14 protein-coding genes are annotated in these 20155 nt (G+C 64.7%); 6 read left to right on the forward strand and 8 right to left on the reverse strand.

Annotated elements, in window-relative coordinates; genetic code table 11:
* Nucleotides 1-262 precede the first annotated feature (262 nt).
* Nucleotides 263-916 carry a hypothetical protein gene (locus AAGA68_17545; GenBank protein MEM9386869.1) on the forward strand — a complete coding sequence of 218 codons (654 nt, stop codon included), beginning with the start codon at nt 263-265 and terminating at the stop codon, nt 914-916.
* Between the two features lie 13 nt (nt 917-929).
* Here AAGA68_17545 and AAGA68_17550 read toward each other — a convergent pair whose 3' ends face one another.
* Nucleotides 930-2672 carry a hypothetical protein gene (locus AAGA68_17550; protein ID MEM9386870.1) on the reverse strand — a complete coding sequence of 581 codons (1743 nt, stop codon included), beginning with the start codon at nt 2670-2672 and terminating at the stop codon, nt 930-932.
* Nucleotides 2673-3409: 737 nt separating this feature from the next.
* A complete protein-coding gene (gene arfB / locus AAGA68_17555) occupies nt 3410-3829 on the reverse strand; it encodes an alternative ribosome rescue aminoacyl-tRNA hydrolase ArfB (GenBank protein ID MEM9386871.1) in 420 nt (139 codons plus the stop codon).
* Between the two features lie 94 nt (nt 3830-3923).
* Between arfB and AAGA68_17560 the strand changes: the two genes are divergently transcribed.
* The 3 genes from AAGA68_17560 (at nt 3924) to AAGA68_17570 (ending at nt 9473) form a co-directional block, all read left to right on the forward strand.
* The gene (locus tag AAGA68_17560; protein ID MEM9386872.1) at nt 3924-4265 is read left to right on the forward strand and encodes a DUF1820 family protein; all 342 of its coding nucleotides are present in this window, start codon (nt 3924-3926) and stop codon (nt 4263-4265) included.
* A 98-nt stretch (nt 4266-4363) separates the two neighbouring features.
* Nucleotides 4364-8308 (forward strand): phosphoribosylformylglycinamidine synthase, encoded by a 3945-nt coding sequence (purL, locus tag AAGA68_17565; protein MEM9386873.1) that lies wholly within the window; start codon nt 4364-4366, stop codon nt 8306-8308.
* Between the two features lie 49 nt (nt 8309-8357).
* Nucleotides 8358-9473 (forward strand): PLP-dependent aminotransferase family protein, encoded by a 1116-nt coding sequence (locus AAGA68_17570; GenBank protein ID MEM9386874.1) that lies wholly within the window; start codon nt 8358-8360, stop codon nt 9471-9473.
* A gap of 29 nt (nt 9474-9502) precedes the next feature.
* Here AAGA68_17570 and AAGA68_17575 read toward each other — a convergent pair whose 3' ends face one another.
* The 3 genes from AAGA68_17575 to AAGA68_17585 all read right to left on the reverse strand — a co-directional run bounded on the left by AAGA68_17575 (nt 9503) and on the right by AAGA68_17585 (nt 15579).
* Nucleotides 9503-10891 (reverse strand): GGDEF domain-containing protein, encoded by a 1389-nt coding sequence (locus tag AAGA68_17575; protein ID MEM9386875.1) that lies wholly within the window; start codon nt 10889-10891, stop codon nt 9503-9505.
* Entirely contained in the window at nt 10879-12402 is a 1524-nt protein-coding gene (locus AAGA68_17580; GenBank protein MEM9386876.1) for a hypothetical protein, read from the reverse strand. Before AAGA68_17580 ends, AAGA68_17575 begins: the two co-directional genes overlap by 13 nt.
* A 147-nt stretch (nt 12403-12549) precedes the next feature.
* Complete coding sequence (locus tag AAGA68_17585) at nt 12550-15579, reverse strand: aminotransferase class III-fold pyridoxal phosphate-dependent enzyme (protein ID MEM9386877.1); 3030 nt, start codon at nt 15577-15579, stop codon at nt 12550-12552.
* A 310-nt stretch (nt 15580-15889) separates the two neighbouring features.
* On the opposite strand from AAGA68_17585, the gene AAGA68_17590 reads away from it, so the two are divergent.
* Nucleotides 15890-16033 (forward strand): hypothetical protein, encoded by a 144-nt coding sequence (locus AAGA68_17590; GenBank protein MEM9386878.1) that lies wholly within the window; start codon nt 15890-15892, stop codon nt 16031-16033.
* 104 nt (nt 16034-16137) lie between these two features.
* Nucleotides 16138-16443: an antibiotic biosynthesis monooxygenase gene (locus AAGA68_17595; protein MEM9386879.1), complete on the forward strand. Its 306-nt coding sequence runs from the start codon at nt 16138-16140 to the stop codon at nt 16441-16443.
* A gap of 532 nt (nt 16444-16975) precedes the next feature.
* Here AAGA68_17595 and AAGA68_17600 read toward each other — a convergent pair.
* The 3 genes from AAGA68_17600 to AAGA68_17610 form a co-directional block, all read right to left on the reverse strand.
* Nucleotides 16976-17710 (reverse strand): LytTR family DNA-binding domain-containing protein, encoded by a 735-nt coding sequence (locus AAGA68_17600; GenBank protein MEM9386880.1) that lies wholly within the window; start codon nt 17708-17710, stop codon nt 16976-16978.
* Nucleotides 17703-18881: a histidine kinase gene (locus AAGA68_17605; GenBank protein MEM9386881.1), complete on the reverse strand. Its 1179-nt coding sequence runs from the start codon at nt 18879-18881 to the stop codon at nt 17703-17705. The genes AAGA68_17600 and AAGA68_17605 overlap by 8 nt, the downstream gene beginning before the upstream one ends.
* A gap of 140 nt (nt 18882-19021) precedes the next feature.
* A complete protein-coding gene (locus AAGA68_17610; GenBank protein MEM9386882.1) occupies nt 19022-19909 on the reverse strand; it encodes a hypothetical protein in 888 nt (295 codons plus the stop codon).
* Nucleotides 19910-20155: the final 246 nt, after the last annotated feature.

Consider the following 20155-nt stretch of genomic DNA (forward strand, 5'->3'; position numbering starts at 1 on the left):
ACTCGCCCTTCGGGTCGGCCCAGGGGCAGCGTCCGCGGCGTTGCATCGCTTGCCAATGGCGATGCCATTGGCTGCGCGACGCGCCTTGCTGACGCTGCCCCTACGCAGACTGAGCGTTACCCTATTTACCACGCGGCCCACTAGTCATCGTTGAGCATTCTCGTGCGGCGGTGCGTATGAGACATAACGCTCGCGTAAGTTGCCCACCCCTCGAGATTCGGTCAAAATTGCCGCGTAAGTAACGACATAAGCGTTGGCCCTGATGTACACAAAAGACACTTCCTCAACGCTGGCGACCCTGACCGGTTCCTGTCTGCTCGCGGCCCTGTTGTCCGTGCCCGCGGGCGCTGCGCCTATCGACGGCTTCGGCATCGGCGACGGTGCGCTGCTCGATGCGGATGCTCTACTGGTTGCGTACGACAACGATTCCGACTCTCTTTTCGTCACCGGTCTCGGCAACAGCACGGCCACGCTGACCGACGAGGAGGGTACGCCGCTCAGCATCGATGGCACCGGCTTGTTCGTCGTGTTGAGTATTGACGGCACGGGCATCCTGTCGGGCGGCTCGCTACAGGTGAGTGGCTCCGTCGATGAACTCGGCTTCGAGTCGGGCGTGCTGCTGACCGGCGAAGCGACCGACTTCGGTTTCTTCGAGGCCGGCGAGACGCGAGGCGGTGAGGATACGGATGAGCTGCAGCTCGTATTCACGATTACCGGGGGCGATGCTGCGGGGCTGTGGGACGGTCAGATCGCCGTGCGCTTCACTAACACCGGCTTCCTCGGCAGCTTTGCCAACGACTGGGTGAACGACGGAGATGGCATCACCCTGGTCGGGCAAGCGATACCGGTGCCAGGGGCCGTGTGGTTGATGCTCAGCGGCCTGGCCGTAGCGGGATGGCGCGGGCGTCGGCGCTGAGGCTACCGCCTGCTTAAGCCGCGCCGATCGTTCTGGTGAGGGCGGCGGCGCGGGCGCGCTCGAAGGAACCGGCGATCAGCGCAGGTTCACCATGGCGCTGCCAGTACTTACTCACGCCAATCTTGTCGCACAGGGTTCGGAAGCGGGGATCGGCCCGCAACGTTGACGCTTCCGGCAGCATGAGCCAGGTATGGTTGAGCCGTTGCTGATCCAGCAGGTCGTGCGCTTGCGAGAAGGTCGCCTCGGCGGCGCCGAGAAGCACGTACTGCAAAAATGCGATGTTCGGCGGCAGGGCCTGTTGGCGCACGGCTCGGGCAACCGCATTGACTGCAGCTTCACGCGCGGCCGGATCGGCGATCGCCGCGATCACTGACGGTGCCCACTCACGGGCGATCCCAGCGCCGTCGAGCGCAGCGGTCCAATCGCCGAGAGCTGTATCCCAGGCGCCGCCACGCAGGTTCGCCAGGTACTCCACAAAGGCAGGCACCAGTCCGCTGACCCCGAACTCACGGGCGATGCGCGTGTGCTTCAGCGCCTTTCGATCATCGCCGCGAAGCATGTAGGACACCGCCAGCACGTTGTTGGCCATCGGCGATACCGGGTCGAGTTCGTAGGCCTTTGCGGCCTGCTCCGTTGCCGCCTGCTGCTGACCGAGGTCATTCAAGACGTTCGAGTACCACTGGCGCAGCAGGGGATCGTTCGGGTCGCGCTCGATGGCATCGAGTAGGCGGGATTCGGCCTCTTGCCACTGCCAGCTGCGAAGGTGGATGTAACCCAGTACGCCGTGCGGCTCCGCCAGGGTTGGATCCAGGGCCGCTGCCTCGCGGGCGAGGGCGGTGGCAGCGGCGAGCGAGGCCTGGCGTGACTCGCCCGCGTACTCGTGCATGACGGCCCTCGCCGCGGCGAGGGCGGACTTGGCGCGGGCGAAGGTGGGATCTAGGGCCAAGGCTTGTTTGTAGAGTTCCACGGCCGCTTCAATCGCTTCCTTTCCGCGACGTTGCCAGAGGTGGCGGCCGCGCAGGTAGAATTGGTAGGCCTCTACGTTCGTATCCGTGCGCAGTACAGGGCTTGCGTGCGCGGGCAGCCCGTCGCCTAGTGATTGTCTTAACACTTCGACGATGCTGTTCGCCAGCTTCTCCTGCAGGGTGAAGACGTCCTTGAACTCCTCGTCGAACTTCTGCGACATGAGCTGATAGCCCGAGCCTGCTTCGATCAGCTTGGTGCTGATGCGAATGCGGTCCCCCGCCCAACGCACGCTCCCCTCGAGCACGTTGCTCACACCGAGCTGCGCGCCGATGGTGCGCACGTCCGTGTGGTGATCCTTGTACATGAAGCAGGATGTGCGGGCAGCCACGCGTATGCCCGGTACCGAGGACAGGGTGTGCAGCAGCTCTTCTGCGAGGCCGTCGCTGAAGTACTCATGCTCAGGGTTGGCGCCGATGTTGCGGAAAGGCAGTACCGCGATGGACCCGGGCGGTGCTTCCTTAAGGGGCACCACCACCGAAGCCTCGGCCATCGTAGCCTTCGCCGGCGCATCATCGGCGGTCGGCTCGGTGCTGGTGCGCTTCAGATCGAGGTCGAACACCCAGGATAGGCCGAGCACGATGGGAAAGCCGACGATGGCCCCGTAGAACACGAAGGTGATGGCGTTGTCTGGCAGCCCGACGATCGGGAACACCGTGTCGCAGACTTCGAGCAGCCCCCAAGCGCCGGCCAAGTAGATGGCGCTGGTGCCGAACACCCGGCGTCTTCTCAACTCTGCGATCAGCTTCCGCACGAAACTATTGCCGCCGCTCCATCATCCACTCAACCACACAGCATGGCGCATCGGTGCCGCATGTCAAACAGCTGGCTGGCGAGGGTGCGCGTGCGCAGTCGCCAAGCTGGCTCTGCGCCTGCAGCGCGGAGCCAGCTTTAGACCGGTTATGTTTAGTCTATGGGTGCGGACCGATTGGAGCTCTGCGCCCCACCCTGCGTGGAGCGTTGGAGATGTACGAAATGGAAGACCGTGATTCGTCTGCCTTCGTCGCAGCGGCCCGCGAGCTCGGTCACGGGGCCCAAACGCACCTATCGTCGTCTGCGCGCGAGACTGTGGCTCCAGGCTCACGGCAGGCTTCTCCTCTGGGCCGTTTTGGGGCACGCACAAGGGGGCACACCGAAAGCTGAGATCGACGTGCGCTCCCGCGCGCGATGGGTGCGGTGTACTTCCGCTGTCTTGCCGCGGGTGGTGCGCGAGGGTGGTCAGGTGGTGACGGCGCGATGGGTGCAGTTGGGTGCTGGGGGCTTGCGCTGCCGGTTGGCGCTGGCTCGACACCCTGAGGGGAGGGTGCCGAGCCTGGTCACGGGAGGGGAACCCGTTTTTGCATTCCAAGCACCCCAAATCCTATCGCGTCGATCCGAGGCTCCGCGGGCGCAGACCTAGGAATTTTTCCTGAGGTGGCCCCGCACTTCTGCCGCCATCGAAGGGTTCTGAGGCGCGACTCGCTCACGGGGTTAGTCCTCGCCAGCAGGCGGGCGCCGGCGGGACTGCTTCACCGCCGCGCGGTTGCGCTTGTCCTGCAATCGCTTGCGCCTCACGCTCGCTGGCGTCCTGGTGGCTAAGCGGGGTCGGGGCGGTTCGGCGGCGGCATCCAGCAGCGCCTGTAGCCGGGCGAGCGCATCTCGCCGATTGCCCTCTTGTGTGCGTTGACGGCGGGCCGTGAGCACGAGCTCGCCCTCGCTCGTCATGCGTCGGCCGGCGAGTTCGGCGAGCCTCGCTTTTACGTCCCCCTCAAGGGACGGCGAACTGTTCACATCGAAACGCAGTTGGATCGCAGTGGCGACCTTATTGACGTTCTGGCCCCCAGGACCTGAGCTGTGGATGGCGGTCAGCTCCAGTTCGTTGAGCAAAGTGTCTACACGGGGGGCGGGCATGGTGAGCGTTCAAGCGCGGGCACGGCGTTTTGGGGCGGCGAAGTGTCGCACGTTCCGCCCAGGATCGCCCGTACCGCGTGGTATGCTTCGCGCCATGTCGGAGCGCGTCGTTTACAAAATCCTGTTCCAGTCGCAGGGCAAGCTCTACGAGATCTTTGCTAACGAGGTGAGCCACGGTGCAATGCTCGGTTTCGTGGAGGTAGCGGAGCTCGACTTCGGTCGGCGCACGGAGATCGTCGTCGACCCCACGGAAGACCGCATCCGCTCGGAGTTCGAGGGGGTCAAACGCACCTGGCTGCCCATGCACTCGATCGTGCGAATCGACCAGGTGGACAAGCGCGGGATCAGCAAGATCACCGACGCTAAGGCCAGCAATGTTGCCCAGTTCCCCGTGACCTATCTTCCCCCTGGCGGCGGCGAGCCGCCGAAGGGCTGAGCACCCAGGCATACACGTGCGTACCCACTGCGTGCAAGAGGATGGCGCGCTGACCTTCGGCTTACCGAACTTCTTGTTTGTCGCGGAGATACCCGCCGATGGCTGAGTCACGCGTACTACGCGTTCCCGGCGCCCCAGCGCTCTCGTCCTTTCGTCTTCAGCGCGTACGCCAGGCGCTGCAAAGCGACCTGCCGGGCCTGAAGGGGCTTCGCACCCGGTGGTGGTACCTAGCGCAAACCACGCAGGACGGTAATGGCCTAACTGACGATCAGCAGCAGCGCCTAAGAAATTTATTGGGAGAAGAGGTGCTCGACGATGAGGCGACCGCACCTCAGCTGGTGGTGGCGCCGCGCATCGGCACCATCTCCCCTTGGTCGAGCAAAGCCACCGATATCGTGCATCGCTGCGGGTTCGATGCGGTCACGCGGGTCGAGCGCGTCTTGGCCTGGCACTTCGATGGGGTGGACGATCTCGGTGGGGACGCGCTTTGCGCAATCGTCCCCCACCTGCACGACCGGATGACTGAGTTCGTGTTTGCAACGCTGGCACAGGCCGCGCTGCTGTTTGCCCACCACTCCCCGGCCCGGGGCAGCGCCGTTCCCTTGGTGCAGGTGGGGCGCGAAGCTATCGTGGAGGCGAACCGGACCCTGGGGCTCGCCCTGGCGCCACACGAGATTGACTACCTGCTCGAGACCTTCAGCAACCTAGAGCGTGACCCCACGGACACGGAGCTCATGATGTTCGCCCAGGCGAACTCAGAGCACTGCCGGCACAAGATCTTCAACGCCGAGTGGACCCTCGGCGGTGAGGTCATGCCTCGCTCCCTGTTCGACATGATTCGCAACACCTACCGGGCAAATTCGGCCGGCGTGTTGTCCGCTTATCGCGATAACGCCGCCGTCTTCGAAGGCGAGCCGGCCCAGCGCTGGTATCTGGATGCCCACACAGGCGCCTACCGCGCCCGCGAGACCCGCGCTCACGTAGTGATCAAGGTCGAAACTCACAATCACCCCACGGCAATCTCGCCCTTTCCCGGCGCGGCCACCGGGGCGGGGGGGGAGATCCGCGACGAGGGAGCCACCGGTCGTGGCGCAAAGCCAAAGGCGGGCCTCACGGGTTTCAGTGTGTCCAACCTGCGCATTCCGGGCTACGTGCAACCGTGGGAGGGTGAGGCGGTTTCGCCCTCCCATATCGCGAGTCCCTTGGACATCATGCTCGAAGGGCCAATCGGCGGCGCGTCCTTCAACAACGAGTTCGGTCGGCCCAACCTGCTCGGCTACTTCCGTGCCTTCGAGCAGCCGCAAGGCGATGGCGCCTTGCACGCGCCGCCTGGCGGGGAGGCTGTGCATCGTCGCGGCTACCACAAGCCCATCATGATCGCCGGTGGCATGGGCAACATCTTCGGCGAGCACGTGGAAAAGCGAGGCTTTGGCCAGGGTGCGGCCGTGGTCGTGATCGGTGGTCCGGCCATGCAGATTGGCCTCGGTGGCGGCGCCGCCTCATCGGTCGCCAGCGGTGCGAGCAGTGCGGAGTTGGACTTCGCCTCGGTGCAACGGGGTAACCCGGAGATGCAGCGGCGTTGCCAGGAAGTCATCGACCGCTGCTGGTCGATGGCCGAGGGCAACCCGATCCTATCGATACATGATGTCGGCGCCGGAGGATTGTCCAACGCCATTCCGGAGCTGTTGGATCAAAGCGACTGCGGTGGCGTGCTCTCCTTGCGCGCCATTCCGAACGACGAGCCCGGCATGACGCCGATGGCGATCTGGTGCAATGAATCCCAGGAGCGCTACGTACTGGCCATCGCCGAGGGCGACCTGCGCGAGTTTACGGCGATATGCGAACGGGAGCGCTGCCCCGTTGCCGTGCTTGGGCACGCTACCCAGCGCCGTGTACTGAACGTGCAGGACACGCACTTCGGCGACGCGCCGGTCGATATGCCGATGCAAGCGCTACTCGGCCATACGCCGCGTATGGAGCGCACGGCCGAGCGGGAGGTGGCACCGCAGCGACTCGTTGAACTGGCGGCGATCAGTCTCGATGAGGCCGTCGATCGCGTCCTCGCCGTGCCCTCCGTTGCGGACAAGAGCTTCCTGATCCACATCGGCGATCGCACGGTCGGTGGGATGAGCTCGCGCGATCAACTCGTAGGACCCTGGCAGGTCCCCGTAAGCGATGTCGCGGTGACTTGCGCTGATTTCCTGGGCTACACCGGCGAGGCCGCCGCCATGGGCGAGCGCACGCCGATCGCTTTGCTCTCGCCTGCCGCGTCAGGGCGGCTGGCGGTCACTGAGGCCCTGACCAACATCGTGGCGGCGGATATCGAGCGCATCGATCAGGTACGCCTGTCCGCGAATTGGATGGCTGCCTGTGGCGCGCCGGGTGAGGATGCTGCCCTATGGGATACGGTGGAGGCCGTCGGCATGGGCTTCTGTCCTGCGCTGGGCCTTACGATCCCAGTGGGCAAGGATTCTTTGTCGTTGCAGACGCGGTGGCCCTCGACGAGCGGTGATGAGCATCAGGTGGTTGCCCCCTTGTCGCTGATAGTCTCCGCCTTCGCGCCGGTGATCGACGTGCGCCGTACGCTGACGCCGCAATTGCGCCTAGACGCGGGAGCAACGGAGCTTTGGTTGTTCGATCTCGGGCGCGGCCAGGACCGCCTCGGTGGATCCTCCCTACTGCAGGCATGGGCGGCGACGGGCGCTGAACCTCCAGATGTGGAAGATCCCTCCCTGGTGCGTGCCTTCTTCGGAGCCATCGTCGAGGCGCGACGTGGGGGCTTGCTCCTCGCCTATCACGATCGTTCGGACGGCGGCCTGTTCACGACGCTGGTCGAGATGGCCTTTGCGGGCAATGCGGGTTTAGACATCGCGTTGGAGGAGGGCGTGGGGCTGCTGCCGCGGCTGTTCAGCGAAGAGGCGGGCGCGGTCGTACAGGTGCCCGTCGAGCTGCGAGAGAAGTTCCTCGCCGTGGTCCGTGCGCGAGGGCTGGAGGAGGTAGTCTCGCGGGTCGCCGTAGCCACCGACGGTGAGCGGATCCGCGTGTCGCAGGGGGGAGTCGAGCGCTTTGATCGCTCCCGAATGGAGCTGCGCGCCGTATGGTCCCAGACCAGCTACGAGATGCAGCGTTTGCGCGATGATCCGGCATGCGCCCAAGAGGCCTACGAACTGCTCAAGCTGTCGCAGCCGCCGGCGCTCTACTCAAAGCCGTCCTTCGATCCCGCGCAGAACACGGCGGCAACGTACATCGCGCGCGGCATGCGTCCGAAGGTGGCGATCCTGCGCGAGCAGGGAGTCAACGGCCACCTGGAGATGGCTGCTGCCTTCGATCGCGCTGGCTTTGAGGCGGTGGACGTGCATATGAGCGACTTCGTCGGCGACGCCCCGCGACGAAGGGACCTGCAGGACGTGCAGGTGCTCGCCGCGTGTGGCGGTTTCTCCTATGGCGACGTACTCGGTGCTGGTAACGGCTGGGCCCGGGGGATCCTCTTCGACCAGCGGACCCGAGAGGTGTTCACGCAGTGGTTTGCCCGCGAGGATGGCCTCACGCTCGGCGTGTGCAACGGTTGCCAGATGCTCTCGCTGCTGCGCGAGCTGATTCCCGGCACTGATCACTGGCCGACCTTCGAGCGCAATCGCTCGGAGCAGTTCGAGGCGCGCCTGTCGATGGTGGAGGTGGGTAGGTCCGAGTCTCCGTGGTTCGCCGACATGGCCGGGTCGCAGGTGCCCGTGGTGGTCAGCCACGGCGAAGGCCGAGCGACCTTCGCGGATACGGGTTTGCTCGAGTCGGCGCTCGGGCAGGGCCAGGTGTCCCTGCGCTACGTGAACGCTGAGGGCGAGCCTACCCAGCGCTTCCCGCTGAACCCGAACGGATCCCAGGCAGCCGTGGCAGGCGTGACCAGTGCTGATGGGCGAGTCAGTATCATGATGCCCCATCCGGAGCGCGTGTTCCGCAGTGTGCAGCAGAGTTGGCGCCCCGCGCAGGCGGGTGAGGACAGTCCTTGGATGCGCCTGTTCCGTAACGCCCGCGTGGCGATAGGCTAGCGGCACGGCGCCGCAGCGGGACGCAGCGCTGAGCGCGAAGAAGGGCATCATCAACTTCGCGATCGGGCAACCATCGCCCGACCTGCTGCCAGTTGCCCTGTTTGAGCGTATGGCGCGAGAGTGTTCCGCCCGAATCGAGCCGGCTCAGCTCAACTACGGTGACTACGCGGGCGACCCTGCCTTCCTAACCTCTCTAGCGCGGTTCTTGAGCGGTTACTATCGCTTTGCGGTAGATCCCTCGTCGCTTTTCGTGACCGCTGGGGCGTCGCACGGCATCGACACGGCCTGTCGCCTGCTTTGCACACGCGGTGACGTGGTATTGGTGGAAGAGCCTACCTACTTCCTGGCGCTGGAGATCTTCGCGAGCCAGGGCTTGCGTGCCATTGCGGTGGCGATGGATGAGCATGGCGTGCGCGTCGACGCTCTGCGCGAGGCCCTCGCCACCCACTCGATGGCGAAGGTCTTTTACACGATACCTGCGCACCACAACCCGACATCGGTGACGATGAACGCGCAGCGGCGCCGTGACGTACTGGCCTTGACCCGTGCCGCTGGTGTCACCGTGCTAGCGGATGAGGTCTACCAGCTGCTGCACTTCGATGCGCAGGAGGAGCCGCCCTCGCCTTTCGCGGCACAGGTGGACGAAGGCGGCGTAATCTCCGTGGGGTCCTTCAGCAAGTTGTTGGCCCCCGCCATGCGCGTGGGCTGGATCCAGAGTGATCGCGCGACGATCGCGCGCCTGTCTGCGCTGGGCGTTATCCGCAGCGGCGGAGCGATGAACCAGGTGGGATCCCTGCTGGTGGGAGCAGCCATAGACAGCGGTGTGCTGGAAGCCCATTTGCTGGAAAGCCTAGTGCCAACGTTAGCATCTCGGGCGCGGGTGATGGGCGCTGCCCTCGCCCGAGACCTCGCAGACTCGGCGGTGCGGTGGCGCCAAGCGACGGGCGGGTACTTCTACTGGCTGCACATGCCGGCAGGGTTTGAAGCGGATGAGCTCTTGTTGAGGGCGCGCGATGCAGGTGTGGGGTTTCACCCCGGGAGACTATTTTCCGCTGCGGGACAACAGCGCGCCGCCCTGCGCCTTTCCTTCGCTCACTACCCCGTGGCAGAGATCGAGGCTGGCGTTGGGCGACTCGCTGAGCAGATGCGTCAACTCGGCATCTAGAAGGGCCGTATCAGGCGATGCTGCGCGCGTCACACCACCCGAACGGTGGATCCTTCACTCGGTAACTCGTCAAAGAAGGCCAACGGCGCCTTGATCACGCGTTTGGCGTGGTACATCGCCAGATCGGCCTTGCGGATGAGTTCGTTCGCCGTGTTTGCATGCGTGGGGCTGCATGCAATGCCGATGCTGGCACCGACTTGCACGGTGACATGTGCGAGCGCCACAGGCTCTGCGATGACCACGCCGACGCGTTCTGCTACTTCACGCGCCGCCGCCGGCGGGCAGGCAGTGGCGATGATCACGAACTCATCCCCACCGAGACGTGCGACGAAATCGCTCGTGCGCGCCCATGACGCCAGGCGCTTGCCGATGATGCGAATGAGCTCATCGCCTGCCTCATGGCCGTAGGTGTCGTTGACGCTCTTGAAGCCGTTTAAGTCTAGGAACAACACGGACACCGCCTCGCTCGCCTCTGCTACAGACATCGCCAGCGACTGTTCGAAGGCCCGCCGGTTGGGCAGATCGGTGAGTGGATCGGTGAGGGCAAGGTCGCGCAGCCTCACGTTAAGTGCTTCGAGCTCGCGTTGGGCCTCGCGCGACTTCGCCTGTGCCTTGACTAGGGCAGCCTCCGATCGCCTGCGCTCGGCGATTTCTGCCTCAAGGTGCTGGGTTCGCTCGGCCACCAGACTACGCAGCGTGGTGCTCACGGCCTTTTCCTGGCGGATGCGCAGCTGGATGATCAGGATGACCGCGAACATGAGGCTGGCAAGGGCCAAGGCGCGGAACCAGGCGGTCTGCCAAACAGGAGGTTCTACCACGATGCTGCGCGCGACCGGCTTACTCCAGCCATCGCCGCTATGGCGGGCTCGCACCTCAAAGGTGTAGCTTCCATGCCCCAAGGAGGCAAAGCGCACATTGGTCAGTTGCGTCGGCGGGCTCCACGCCTCGTCGACGCCCCGCAGGCGGTAGCTGTACTCGATGCCCTCGGGGTTCTTCGGCGATACGGCGATGTAGTCCACCTGCAAGCCGCGATCATCAGGTGGGATTACGCCGTTATCACCATCCAAGCTTGCTTGCTTCAAGTCCGTTGCCAGGCGCGAGATCTGGGGGGTGAGCGGTGGAATGCTGGGCATCGGGAACAGCGTGTCCATGCGGGTGGCCCCCTGGACGGTGCCGATCCAGAGCTTCTCGTCGAGACCTCGGAAGATGGCCCGAGCGTTGGTTTCCTGACCTATGAATCCCTCCAGAGGGCCGTAGCGGAACAAGCGCCCAGTAATCGGATTCAGTTGGTAGAGGCCGCGCTCGGCCCCGAGCACTACGGTGCGATCATCGAGGGGCTCAACGATGTAGACGGATTGATCGCTGAGCTCGGTGTTCAGCGCGTGCCGCTCAAGCGTGCCCTCGTTCAAATGGAACACGCCGCCGTCGGTGCTGGTGAGCCAAATCGAGCGCTCTGACTGTGCGTGTAGGTGGATGACGCGCGACTCGATACGCTGCGTCGGCGGCAAGATCTCCACTGTACCATCCCGTACGCGAGCAACGCCGACATCGCGCACGGCCACGACGAGCCCCCCTCATCCACGGCAGCCATCGACATGGCCAGGCCACCGTCAGGGAGCTGCAGGTGCGTCGGTACGCTCTGCGCGTCGTCGAAGCGCAGCAGTCCGCGACGAGCCCCCAGCACCCAGGTAGCAGCGTCTGTTGTGTGGGTGATGTCCGTGACCAACCAGCCTTCCGTCGCCGGAAGTCGTACCGCCTTCTGGCCCAGGTCTACGGGGATGCGATAAACGCCCGTCGGAGGGAAGGACACCAGGAGGTGGTCTTGACCGTCAAGCTCAGCGGCAACGGCGCGGCCGGGAGGGAGCTCCAGGACATCTGCCACTGCCAGTACACGACCGTTCGGGTAGCGCACAAGAAGGCCCGCCTCCGTGCAGAACCATAGTGCGCCGCTGCGGTCCTGGACCCCGCCAAAGACGACGCGCGCTGGCGCCGAGGGGCCTAAGGGTAGGTGTTGGAAACGGCCGCCGAGATACCTGACCAGTCCGTTGCTGCCGGCGACCCACACCACATCGTCGCGGTCGGTGAACACGTCGATGACCTCCCCAACGGGCAGCGGCAGTTGATCGCCGTCGGGGGCGATCAGGGTGTTTGCTGTCGCATGCCATGCGCCGTCCTTTGCGTCGAGCGCAATGGCCACGATAGCCTCTGGCACGCGCTGCGCGATGGGAGCGAGCTGTGCACCGGTCAAGGCAAGCACGTTGCCATCGATGTCGACTGCGAAGGCACGCCCATCAGCGCGTGCATCGAGCGCCTGGTAGCGTCCTCGCAGTACCGCATCTGCGATAGCCGCACCTGGGCGCCAGGCGTAGAGGCGGTCCGCAGCGATGAACAGTAGGCGGCCATCCGATGTAAGCAGCTTACTAGGTGCGGGTGCATCGAGCGCGATGGGACGGGTCTGGCCAGTGCTCAGGTCGGTTTCATACAGGCCGTGGCCAGCGACTGACCGATAGAGTTTTCCCGCCAGGACGGCGATGCTCTGGGCCCTACCTCGTATCTCTCCAGGGGGATCTAAGGTCTCGACGACTCTGCCGTCGCGGACCCGGGTGACGCCACCGGTAACATCGCCTGACCAGAGATCGCCTTTGCTGTCAACATGGAGGCTGAACTGGGTGTTGACGCGGAGCCCGTGGCGAATCGTCAGCGGAGTGAACACCTTGCCGTCAAAGCGGTTGAGCCCGCGCACGGTCGCTATCCAGAGGTAGCCGCGCTGGTCTTGGGTGATGGCGTGGGCGCGCGTTTGGGTCATGCCATCGCCGCTGGTGTACAAGCGGAAGGGTGAAACGGGTTTGCCCGGGTGCTGTTCGGCTGCTGCTGCCAGCCATACGGAGCAGGCTAAGAGCGTTAACAGAATGCGGCGCGCGAGGTTCACGGGCTGTCGCCCCAAGTGCGATAAGGAGAGCTCGCGAGTAAAGCACGCGCTCGCTCGCGATAAACGACCGGCTTGGAGTTTCCCGTTCGAACGCTTGCCGCGGTGGTGGGAAGCGTCTACTGGCTCGCGTTTTCGCTGGCCAACGCCCTATCCGACCGTGCTCCGTTCGTGTCCCGAAGCCAGAGCACCCTCGCTCAGCACCTGATCGAGGCGTGCGAGCAAGTAGTCTGCATCAGCCTTACCGAACGCGAGCGGTGGCCGAATCTTCAATACGTTGTGGTCCGGCCCGTCGCGCCCGATGAGCACGCGCTCCTGGCGCAGGCGCTCGACGATCCAGGCGGCGTGTGCGGCCAGCGGCTGGCGATTCTCGTCGGCGATCTCGACGCCGATGAACAGGCCAAGCCCTCGCACGTCTGCGAGCAGTGGTTGGCGGCGAGCCAACTCTCGCAGCCCCGAGAGAAGGTGATTGCCCACCGTTCGTGCGCGCTGCGCCAACGCCTCTTCATCGATAACGTTGAGCACGGCGAGGCCGGCCGCACAGGCAGCGCTGGAGCCACCGAAGGTGGCGAAGAACTCCATCCCCGTATCGAAGCGCTCGGCGATTGCTTTGCTGGTCACAACCGCCGCCAGGGGGTACCCGTTGCCCATCGGCTTGCCGAGCACCACGATGTCCGGGATGACCTGCTGCTGTTCGAAGCCCCAGAAATACTCTCCCAAGCGCCCGAGCCCTGTTTGCACCTCGTCGGCGATGCACAGCCCGCCAGCGTTTCGGATGGCACCGTACACCTGGGCTAGGTAACCGGGTGGGGGAATGAGCTGGCCACCGACACTTGGGAAGGTCTCGGCGATAAGACACGCGGGTGGGCGCCCAGCGTTGACAAGCGCCTCGATCCGATGGATTACCTCGGCGGCAAAGTAGGTACCGGTCAGTGGGTCCTGTGGCTCGAGGCCGGCGCGATAGGCATCTGGGTTCGGCACGACATGTACCCAGTCGGGCGCGCCGTCGCCGCCGGGGCCAGAGAATTTGTAGTCCGATATATCGATCGCGGCGACCGTATGGCCGTGGTAGCCAGCAGCCAACACCACCGTGTCTGTCGCCCCCGTAGCGGTGCGGGCGAGGCGTAGGGCGAGTTCGTTCGCTTCGCTGCCGGAACTCAGAAGGAACACCACGTCGAGCGCGCTTGGCATGCGGGCGGCCAGGGCAGCCGTGTACTCGGCGTGGATCGGTTGCAGGTAGCGAGTATTGGTGTTGACTAAGCGGAGCTGGCGATCGATGGCGGCTCGCACGGCCGGGTGGGCGTGGCCGATGTGGGGGACGTTGTTGTAGGCATCGAGGTAGGTGCGACCCTCGCGATCGAACAGTAGGCTCTGCCAGCCGCGGACGATCGTGAGCGGTTCGTTATAGCTCGTGCGCAGGCTTGGGGGTGAGTGCGTCTCGCGCAGGGCATGCAGCGCGTCCTCACCGCCCACTGTGTAGGTGAGCTGACCGGCAGGCAGACCCAACAAGGGAGCAGGGTCTGGGAACACGTCCCGCCAGTCGAGAGCATCGTCCGGATCGACGACGCCGGGCCAACGACTGCCCGGCAGGTCCGTTAGCCCAAGTTGCAGGTGCACGTGCGGCGGCCAGCCTCCGTTCTCATGGGCCTGGCCGAGTACGGCGAAGGCCTCACCTGCGGCCACGGCCTGACCTGGCACTAGGGCGCTCACGCTGGCGTGGGAAAGGTGGCCGTACAAGGTGAAGAACGAACTGCCACCGTGGCCTTCGTGGCGCAGGGTAACCAGCCCCCCATAGTCGTAGGCGGCATCGCAAATCTCCGCACTGTGCACGGTGGCGGGCAGAGGACTGTGGACTGGCGTGCCAGCGGGCAGAAATACATCGACGGCGATGTGCACAGTACGCCTGGCGCTCGCCCCGTGGCTGGCGCTCAGGTAGAACGGAGCTCCGTAGATCAGCCGCGGCTCTGCGTAGCGACCGAGGACGGCAGAGTCTTGCCCCCCCAATCGGGTCACCGCGCTGGCGATCTGCGTTAGATCCGGGTGTACCGGATTATCGCAGGCGTGCTCACCGGTTACCGACAGGTCCAACACCGGTGCCCCGACCATCGTCGCTTTGAACACAGGTGCCAACTCTCGCTGTGGCGAGGCGATCCACGACGTTAGCCCGTGCATCGGTGCTGGAGCACCGCTCGCGCGGGCCACCAGGGCGTGGACGAACGCCGCATGCTCATCAGCGTGCTTCTCAAGGAACCGGGACACCCGTTGCTGAGAGATCTGCAGGTACGGGTCATCGCGCCCGACCAAGCGCGCGTGGGTCGCGTTGATCGCACTTTGCGCTAGGCGGCTCAGGAGCAGTGGCCACAGCAGAGCTCGCTCGCGCGCCCGCAACGGGCGGTGCTTGCAGTACCCGCGAACCAAGCCCCTGAGCAGAGGCCAAGGATGCGCTGTGCCAACGGCGAGGTAGGCGGCCGCGATGGCGAGGTCCACAATCGTGGGGGCCCGGAGCATGTCGCCGAAGTCAATCAAGCCCGTCAGCGTGGCCTCGCCGCAAGAAGTGGCGCGCACGAGCAGGTTGTGTTCATTGAGGTCGTTGTGGATCGGGTAGCAAGGCATTTGCTCCAGGGCGTGGCAGGCCGGTGCTGTGTGCTCATCGATTATTCGCCGTAGGGTGGCGCCGAGCGGATGGGCGGCGACGGCCTCAGCGCTATCCGTCCTCGTCGCCAAGGCGCGGATGTCCCACGCGTGGGTCTGCGCAATCGCGGGGTGGTTGAAGTCCATCAGCGCCGTATGCAGGCGCGCAGTCTGCTCGCCGATCGCTTGCGCAAGGGTCTCGGTCCAGGGCGTCAGCTGCGCCAGCGCCACGCCCGGGAGGCGCTGCAGCACCCATGCGCTACGAGGCTCTCCGCGTTCGTCCTGGAGCTGGGCCGACAGATCGCCGCCGTAGGTCGCGACGGGGGCGGGCACCAGGATTCCCGTGGCCGCTAGATGTCGATGGCACGCGATCTGGGGCGCGATGTCGGCCTCCCCTAAACCACTGCGCATGACCTTATAGACCCGCGATGTCGTCGCAAGGTTGAGATCGTGCTCTCCGTGCAGCCGCTGGAGGGGGCCGTCTACGGGCCAGTGCTCAGCGAGTGCATGTCGCCAGTGCGTGAGGCTGGAGTCGGCAGGAGCGGCCATCGGGTTCGGGTCTCATTCGGTGCGCGAGGCAAGGTGTTTGCGTACTCGCGATGGTGGGGGGAATACGCGGCCGACGCAACTGCGTTGCCTCGCTTTGAACTCCCGGTCCGCGTGGGGAGCGTGACGGGCTGATGGGTATTCTTATCGATGCCACGAGGCTGTCCAGTTTCGCGCCGACGCGTGTGACGGCAGCACCAGTAATTGAAATCATTCGGCACTAGCCTCTTCGGCGCGGCCAAGCCACCTGCGAGAGATGACAACGCAGCCCGTGTCAGGCGCTGCAGTCCCCATGGCGCTTCAGGACACGGACATGAATAGCTCCTTCGAGGCTGATGAAGCCAGTAACGATGGCCGCGTCAAAGCGTGGGTGCACGAGGTGCGCGTGGATGCGCGTGCGGTCGAGCTGCTGCGTCGAACCGCTTGCTTGCCCTTCATTCACGGGCATGTGATCTAGTGGAGACTCTGCGTACGCTCAAGCAGGTGGTGTACGTAAAGGGCTAGTGGGCTCGCGTGTGGCGCGCTAGGCTGGAGCAGCTCTCATAACACGAGTCAACCTGAATGATCGTTCGTACCTGGCACGGCAAGGTGCCAATCGCCCGGGCAGATGCCTACGCGGAGTTTCTCAAGCAGCGGGCCGTGCCCGACTACGGCGCGGTGCCTGGATTGCGCAGGGTGGCGTTCCTGAGGCGCGAACAAGGGAAGTTTGCCCACTTCTTGCTCGTGACCCACTGGGAGTCGATGGATGCGGTGAAGGCCTTCGCCGGGCCTGACCCGGAGATTGCCAAGTACTACCCGGAAGATGACGAGTTTCTCGTAGACCGAGCGGAACGACTACAGCTCTACGAGGTGTTCTTCGAGCGTTAGACTTGCTAGGAGGCACTTACCCAATACATCGATTGGGTTTGCCGGCGCTCGCGAGAGCCCTGGCGCCCGTGCTACTCGCTGAGCGTCACCTCATTTACCAAGCGGCCCACTAGTGTCCTGAGTTGGAAGTTCGTTGATGAATTCGCAGGCGAGTTTTTGTCCCTGAGCGCGGTGCGACGACGAGCGTGACAGGTCCCACGGGAGGAGGAGCAACGTGTTCAGGGGCGAAAAGGTGCCGCGAATTCATCAACGAACTTCTAACTCAGGACACTAGCTCCTCCCAGGTATCGCCGGACTTGTCCTCGCCGGCCGTTGCGCCCTTCGGGCACTCGGTGCCGTCGTGCGCCGGCTCGCACTCCGACGCGTCCCCATCGAAGGCGAATACGAGGGCCGCAAGGAAGACGGCGAGCGGGCGGGTGCGAGTGGTGACCCTGTGGGCTCCTGGTAGCTTAAGCGCGGCTGTTGGGTAAGCAGCGTACTTGATAAGCGGCGGTGCGGGTAGATCTAGCCGGGCGGTGTGCAGGATGGGATGCTACTCGCGCGCTTCCATTTGCGCCACGAGGGCATCTCGATAGCGACGGCTCATGCGGATCTGAGCGCCGCACGAGAGGCTGAGCATGGCATCGCCACGCTTGATCGGTTCGATACTGCGCAGAAAGCTCACGTTGACCACCGCTGAGCGATGTACGCGCACGAATTGATCCCCGAGACGTTGCTCTAACTGTTGCAACGCTTCGCGCAAGACGTAGCGTCGATCCCCCGTGTGGATGACGCAGTAGCCACCGGCGCTCTCAATCCACTGAATACCCTCAGCGGGCACGTAGGTGATGACCCCGCCGTCGCGAATCTGCAGACGTTTGGCTTGTTCATGATCGTGCTCGGCGGGTGCATCGTTTGACCGCGGTGCGGCCAGCCAGTGACGGGCTCGGTCCAGTGCGCGCTCCAAGTGTTCCCGGTTGAAGGGCTTCTTGAGGTAGTCGACCGCGCCCACGCGGAATGCGTCGATGGCGTAGTCGCTGTAGGCGGTGACGAAGATGATCGCTGGCGGACGCGCCTCGTCGATGGCGTCGAGGAGCCCAAATCCGTTCTCGCCGGCGAGGTTTACATCGAGAAGGACCACGTTGGGAGAGCGCTCCGTGACCATGCGTTGCGCTTGATCGAGCGTACTCGCTGCGCCCACGACGGTGAGCCCGTCTACCTCCCGTAGCCAGCGCATCAGCAGATCGCGGGCCAGAGGCTCGTCGTCGATCAACAGCACCTCAAGCATCCGGGTCAATCCGCCAGTGGACCGTGGCGCAGGTGCCCTGCGGAGCGGCCCTCTCCAGCGTGAGCGAGCCGTGGCGGTGGGGGTAGGCGTTCAAGAGCTCGCGGACGAAGCGCAGGCCGTGGCCGCTGCCGTTTGAATCGGACGTGATGCCCGGCCCGTTGTCCGTCACGCGCACGGTGACTTCCTCCCCAGTCTGTTCGGCAGTTACCTGCACGATCAGCTCCTGCGCGGCTTCGCCGCCCCGCCTTCGCCCGTGCTTGAGAGCGTTCTCCACCAGCGGCTGCGTGATCAAGCACGGCACACTGATGCCGGAAACACTCTGCGCCAAGGTCGTGTCCCACTTCAGGCCATCACCAAAGCGCACCGCCTCGAGGCGAAGGTAGGCTTCCAGCCAATCGAATTCATCGGCGAGCGTGTGGGTTTGCTGCTCGCTCATGTGTAGGGCGCGACGCAGGATATCGGCTAGGTCGATCAGCATCTCGCGCGCCTGCGGCACGTTCACGTCCATGAGGGATGAGACGGAATGCAGCGCGTTGAACAGGAAGTGCGGTTGTAGTTGCGCCCGAAGCACGCCTAGGCGCGCTTCTACGAGGCCCCGCTGGAGCGTCTCGTTGTGGAGCTGAAGGGTAAGCCCTTCGTGTTCACTTCGGCGTAGCGCCGTGTGGTAGTCCACGGCGAAGTAGGCGCCGATTACGAACCAGTAGAAAAGGTTGTACCAGGCGCCCTCGCTCACCCAACGGGTGAGGACCTGCTGCTGAAAGGGGGGCTGCGCGTAGGGCAGCTGATCAACTGGTTCTATGTGTAGGCGGATGATCACGGAGAGGATGATGGCCGCTGCGGCGCAGAACAGGCTCAGCGGCAGGTGCACGGAAAGCACGTTGCGCAGGCGCACGGGGGGGAAGCGGTGGGCCACGGCCAGGATGGCCGGCGTGGCGAGCAACCAAAAGGACCAGTCCAACACGCCGAGGGCGACCAGCCTGTACCAGGGCAGGGGCACCTGAGCGTTGGCGTACCAGGCGGCCCAGTAGGCCATGAAGCCAAGGCTGGTAACGGACCAGACGAAACCCACCAACCACAGGGAACGCCAGGGGGCGAAGCCGCGCGGAATGGCGTTGATGGGTGCGCGCTCGCTGACCGGTGGGGCCAGCGCTGGGGTGTCGGAATTGGACATGCGCGCAGCATAGCGGCTCACCGCGGCGAGCGCTGTCGATACGGTCCGCGTGGGGCGCAAGGCAGGGTGGGGCATGGAGTTAGAAGCCGGCAGATCCCCGAGTCGAGTGGGGAAGGGACCCGCCGGCGAGGGGATCGAGCCTAGTCGGCGGGATTCGCCACGCGCACCTTGAGTAGGCGCGAGAGCTGCACGAACGCTTCGGAGATCAGCAGCGTGCCGCTGCTTCGGTCAAAGCCGACCCCGTTCGGAAACTCGATGTCTCGGCTGAGATCGCGGGAGACGGTCTGGCCCGTCGCCGGGTTCACGCGCAGCAACTCGGCGCCCTGAACTCCTGTGGCGTAGAGCAATCCGTTGACGAACTCCAGGTGGCCGATAGTGGCGAAGAAGCCCGGGCGTTCGACTTGGGTGACCACGGTCTGCTGACCTTCGGGGTCGAACGCGATGATCGTGCCATCGTGGAAGTTGGCAGTGTACAGCGTGCCGTTGTTGCCCAGGGTGATGCCAACAGGTGCCAGCAGCGCACCGCCTTCGCTAAACGTGCTCACCTCGCCGGCGGGGGTGATCTTCTGCACCGCCGTGCCCTGACCGAGTCCAGTCTGCGGATCCGACTCGCCGAATTGAGAGACGTACAGGTTGTCCTGCGCGTCGATCGTGATGCCGGCTGGGAACGGCAGCGTGTCTGCAAAATGCGTGACTTCGCCAGACGGAGAGACCTTGCTCACCGAGGCTGAGTTGAAATTGGTGACGAAGAGGTTGCCCATGGAGTCTTCGGTCACGTCGATTGGCCCGCTGAGGGCATCGGTGATGAAGAAGGTGTTGCCTTCGGGAGTGATAATGAAGAGGCGATCGCCGCTGAAGCCCTCGGCGGTGTAGATGTCGCCGCTGTCCGAGACGTGCACGCCATCCATGACGAGTGCTTTTAGGGGCAGGCTGCGACGATTCTCGGCGAGGGCGGGGTTCATGGCGGCGGCCAGCAGGAGGCCGGCCACCGTCGTGGTGGCGAGGGTGCGAGGCGAGAGTGTGAACATATTGATCTCCTTGGCATTCACGGTGAGCGTCTGGCTCGAGGGCACTCTCGCGGCGGCCCCTAGGGGGCACAAGGCAGAAATCGCGAGCGGGGTCGCGGTTGAGGTGAGCGGCCAGCGGTTGCGGCGCAGTGGGATCGGCATGGCCCGTGAGCGGGCAGCGGTACCCCCCGAGCTGAGCGTTCTCAAGCAATCTTGCGATCGTGTGTATAGTGACCGCCGATCTGCCGGCCACGGGGCCTAGTGGAC

The organism is Pseudomonadota bacterium (genome assembly GCA_039193195.1).
In the GTDB taxonomy this organism is placed as follows: domain Bacteria; phylum Pseudomonadota; class Gammaproteobacteria; order Steroidobacterales; family JBCBZW01; genus JBCBZW01.